Consider the following 4,347-nt stretch of genomic DNA (forward strand, 5'->3'; position numbering starts at 1 on the left):
ACGCCGAGGCCGGTTCCGCACAGGGGGACGATCACCGGCCGATGCCCGACCCTAGGGGGAGGCCCCCCCTTCAGGGGGACTTTCCGGGCAAGATCCCGCTCCGGCGTGCCGGGCGTCCGCCGCGCGGCGCACCGCCGTCACGGGAACCCGGGTGGCCCCGCACTCGCCGTGATCCCCGCCCCGCTCCCACGGTGATCTTGCACGGTCTAACGCTCACGCGCGCAAGATCACGGCGAGGTGGGGGGTCAGGGGGTGGGGCGCCAGCGGGCCACCACGGCGCGGTGGTCGGTGCCGGGGACCTCGCGCACGCCCGTGCCGACGGCCTCCCACGCGGAGCCGTCGGCGACGGCGTGGTCGATCGTGGCCCCCAGCACGGCCGGCACGTCCACCGGCCAGGTGCCGTGCGCGCCGGTGCCGGTGGCCGCCCCGGCGTCCACGCACCCGCCGGGCAGGCCGGGGTGGTCCAGGGTGGCGTTGAAGTCGCCCGCGGCCAGCGCCCCGGGGTTCGCGGCGCACCACCGCGCCACGGCGGGCACCTCCCGGGACCACTCCTGGAGCAGCCCGGGCACGGGGGCGGTGGTGTGCACGGCCGCGAGCGGCGGGCCGTCGCCGTCCACCGGCACGGCGGTGGTGACGGCGGTGGGCGAGCCCGCGAAGTCGTCGGTCTGCCGGTACTCGCCCAGCCCGGCGTCCACCAGCAGCGCGGTGCCCTCCCGGGAGCGCCCGCCGCGGTCACCGGTGAAGAAGACCTGCAGGCTCCGGCCGGAGGCGGCCTCCACCCGCGCCGCGACGTCCCGCGCGTACGCGTCGGTGGCCTCCGGCAGGGAGACCACCTGGGCGCCGGTGCCCACGACGAGCCGGGCGAGCGCGTCCCGGTCGGCGCGCGCGTGCAGCACGTTGGAGGCCAGGACGGTGACGTCGCCCTCCCGGGCGGGCGGCAGCTCACCGGCGGACAGCCCGCGGTGGGCGGTGGCGGTCAGCGACGCGGCGGCGACCACCGCGACCGCGGCGGCCGCCGGCAGCGCGCGCCGCCACCGCAGCCCGGCCAGCCCGAGGACGCCGGCGACACCCGCCAGCCCCAGGCCCAGCGGCACCCGGAACGGCACCACCCACACGAACGGGCGCGCGTCCGCCAGGCCGAAGCGGTCGGGGGCGGCGGCGACGACGGCGCCCGCGGTGACCACGACGGTCACGGCGGCGGTGGCGGCTCGGGCGCGGCGGGAGCGGTGAGCGGTCCGGTGCACGTGGCTGAGCGTGCCGCACGCGCGCCCGCCCCGGGCCGGGGCCCGGGGCGGGTGCGGTGGAGGTGCTGTGCGGATCAGTCCCCGGCGCCCATGCCGGTGCGGATGGAGTCCATCACCGTGGAGTCGGTGAGGGTGGTGACGTCACCGGTGGGGCGGTGCTCGGCGACGTCGCGCAGCAGCCGGCGCATGATCTTGCCGGAGCGGGTCTTCGGCAGCTCCGCCACCACCATGATCGACCTCGGCTTGGCGATGGGGCCGATCTCCTTGCCGACGTGGTCGCGCAGCTGCTTCACCGTGTCCGGGCCCTGCTCGTGGCCGCCGCGCAGGATGACGAACGCGACGACGGCCTGGCCGGTGGTCTCGTCGGTGGCGCCGACGACGGCGGCCTCGGCGACGTCCGGGTGCGAGACGAGCGCGGACTCGATCTCGGCGGTGGACAGCCGGTGCCCGGAGACGTTCATGACGTCGTCGACGCGGCCGAGCAGCCAGATGTCGCCGTCCTCGTCGCGCTTGGCGCCGTCACCGGCGAAGTAGCGCCCGGGGAAGCGCGCCCAGTAGGTGTCCTTGAACCGCTGCTCGTCGCCCCAGATGCCGCGCAGCATCGACGGCCACGGCTCGGTGAGCACCAGGTAGCCGGCCTGGCCGTGCCCGACGGGTTCACCGGCGTCGTCGACGACCTCGGCGACGATCCCCGGGTACGGCACCTGCGCGGAGCCGGGCTTGAGGGTCGTCACCCCGGGCAGGGGGGCGATCATGTGGGCGCCGGTCTCGGTCTGCCACCACGTGTCGGCGATCGGGGTGCGGTTCCCGCCGATGACGCGGCGGTACCAGTTCCACGCCTCGGGGTTGATGTTCTCCCCCACGCTGCCCAGCACCCGCAGGCTGGACAGGTCGTGGCGTGCGGGGTACTCCTCGCCCCACTTCATGCAGGTGCGGATCGCGGTGGGCGCGGTGTACAGCACGGTGACGCGGTGCTTGGCGACGATGGACCACCAGCGGTCCTTGTCGGGGGTGTCGGGGGTGCCCTCGTAGACCACCTGGGTGGCGCCGTTGGCGAGGGGACCGTAGACGACGTAGCTGTGGCCGGTGACCCAGCCGACGTCGGCGGTGCACCAGTACACGTCCCGCTCGGGACGGATGTCGAAGACGTTGCGGAACGTGGACGCCGTCTGCACGAGGTACCCGCCGGAGGTGTGCAGGATGCCCTTGGGCTTCCCGGTGGTCCCGGAGGTGTAGAGGATGAACAGCGGCTGCTCGGCGTCGAACGCCTGCGCCTCGTGCTCCGGGCTCGCGGCCCCCAGCGCCTCGTGCCACCACACGTCGCGGCCCTCGGTCCACTCCACGTCCTCGCCGTTGCGCTTGACGACGAGCACGTTCGTGACGCTGGGGGCGCCCTTGGCCAGCGCCGCGTCCACGGCGGGCTTGAGGGTGGTGGGCTTGCCGCGGCGGTAGCTGCCGTCGCAGGTGATGACGACCTTCGCCTCGGCGTCCACGATGCGCGAGTGCAGCGCGTCGGCGGAGAACCCGCCGAACACCACCGAGTGCGCCGCGCCGAGGCGCGCGCACGCGAGCATCGCCACGACGGACTCCACGAGCATCGGCAGGTAGATCGCGACGCGGTCGCCGGGGCCGACGCCGAGGGCGGTCAGGGCGTTGGCGGCGCGGCAGACCTGCTCCTGCAACTGGGCGTAGGTGACGGAGGCGGTGTCGCCGGGTTCACCCTCGAAGTGGATGGCGACGCGCTCGCCGTTCCCGGCGCTCACGTGCCGGTCCACGCAGTTCACGGCGACGTTGAGCTCCCCGCCGACGAACCACTTCGCGAACGGCGGGTTCGACCAGTCGAGGACGTCGGTGAAGTCGGTGTCCCAGGTGACGTGCTCGCGGGCCTGCTCGGCCCAGAAGCCGAGGCGGTCGGCGGCGGCCCGCTCGTAGAGGTCGGCCTTCGCGACGGCCCGGGCGGCGAACTCCGGGTCGGGGGCGACCGTCTGCACCGGCGGTGTGCCCTCGGTCGTGGTCATCGTCGTCCTCCTCGACAAACGCTGTCCGGCCGCGGGGCGCGGCCGCGGTGCGAGGCTATCCGTCCCGGTCCTGCACGTGCGTGGCGACACCGGGATCGGCCAGCGCACCGCCGGGGGCGGGTTCGCGGCGGGCGGTGGCGGTGGCCCCGGCGCTGGCGACCACGACGACGGCGACGGCGGCCACGGAGCTGGCGGGCAGCGCCTGCGACAGCAGCAGCCAGCCGACGAGGGCGGCGATGGCCGGTTCCAGGCTGAGCAGCACCCCGAAGGTGCGCTCGGGCAGGCGCCGCAGGGCCACCAGCTCCAGCGAGTACGGCAGCACGGACGACATCAGGGCGGCGGCCAGGCCGAGCAGCAGGACGTGCGGGCGCAGCAGGTCCGCCCCGGCGGTGCCGATCCCGAGGGGCAGCACGAGGGCACCGGCGACGACGCTGGCGACGGCCAGGCCGCCCTGCCCGGGCACGGCCGCGCCGACGCGGGCGCTGAGCAGGACGTACCCGGCCCAGAACGCGCCGGCCAGCAGCGCCAGCAGCACCCCGACGGGTTCGAGCGCACCGCCCTCGCCGTCGCCGCCCAGGCCCAGCGCGACGACCCCGGCCAGCGCCAGGACCACCCACACCAGGTCGCGGCGGCGCCGGGTGAGCACCGCGGACAGCACCAGGGGCCCGAGGAACTCGCAGGTGACGGCGACGCCGAGGGGGATGTGGGTGAGGGCGGCGTAGAAGGAGGTGTTCATCGCGGCCAGCACGGCGCCGAAGGCGGCGGACAGGCCGAGCTGCCTGCGGTCCCACCGCCACGCGCGGGGCCGCACCGCCAGGGCCATGACGAGCGCGGCCAGCAGCAGGCGCAGGGCGGCGGCGCCGACGGCGCCGACTGAGGGGAACAGGGCGCTGGCGGCGGTGGCGCCGACCTGCACGCTGGCGGCGGCGCCGAGGACCATGCCGACCGCTGCGGCCGGGGAGGTGCGGGGCTCGGCGGGGGCCGCGGTCGTCACGGTCGCCCACGCTAAGCCCCGTCGCGCCCCGCCCTCGGCGGCGATGACGTCGGAGGCGGCCTGCTCGAACACGCGGATGAACTCGCGGCCG

At 75.9% G+C, this 4,347-nt stretch carries 3 protein-coding genes; all 3 read right to left on the minus strand.

Annotated features, from left to right (window positions below; all coding sequences use genetic code 11):
- Window positions 1–245: 245 nt before the first annotated feature.
- Entirely contained in the window at window positions 246–1,244 is a 999-nt protein-coding gene (locus tag MN205_RS21975; RefSeq protein WP_242128209.1) for an endonuclease/exonuclease/phosphatase family protein, read from the minus strand.
- 74 nt (window positions 1,245–1,318) lie between these two features.
- Window positions 1,319–3,262, minus strand: coding sequence for an acetate--CoA ligase (acs, locus tag MN205_RS13785; RefSeq protein ID WP_242128211.1), 1,944 nt, complete (start codon window positions 3,260–3,262; stop codon window positions 1,319–1,321).
- 55 nt (window positions 3,263–3,317) lie between these two features.
- Window positions 3,318–4,347, minus strand: a 1,030-nt coding sequence (locus tag MN205_RS13790) for a DMT family transporter (protein WP_242128213.1), incomplete at its 5' end; no start/stop codon positions are given.

It is taken from the genome of Kineococcus sp. TRM81007, from assembly GCF_022669155.1.
GTDB lineage: Bacteria > Actinomycetota > Actinomycetes > Actinomycetales > Kineococcaceae > Kineococcus.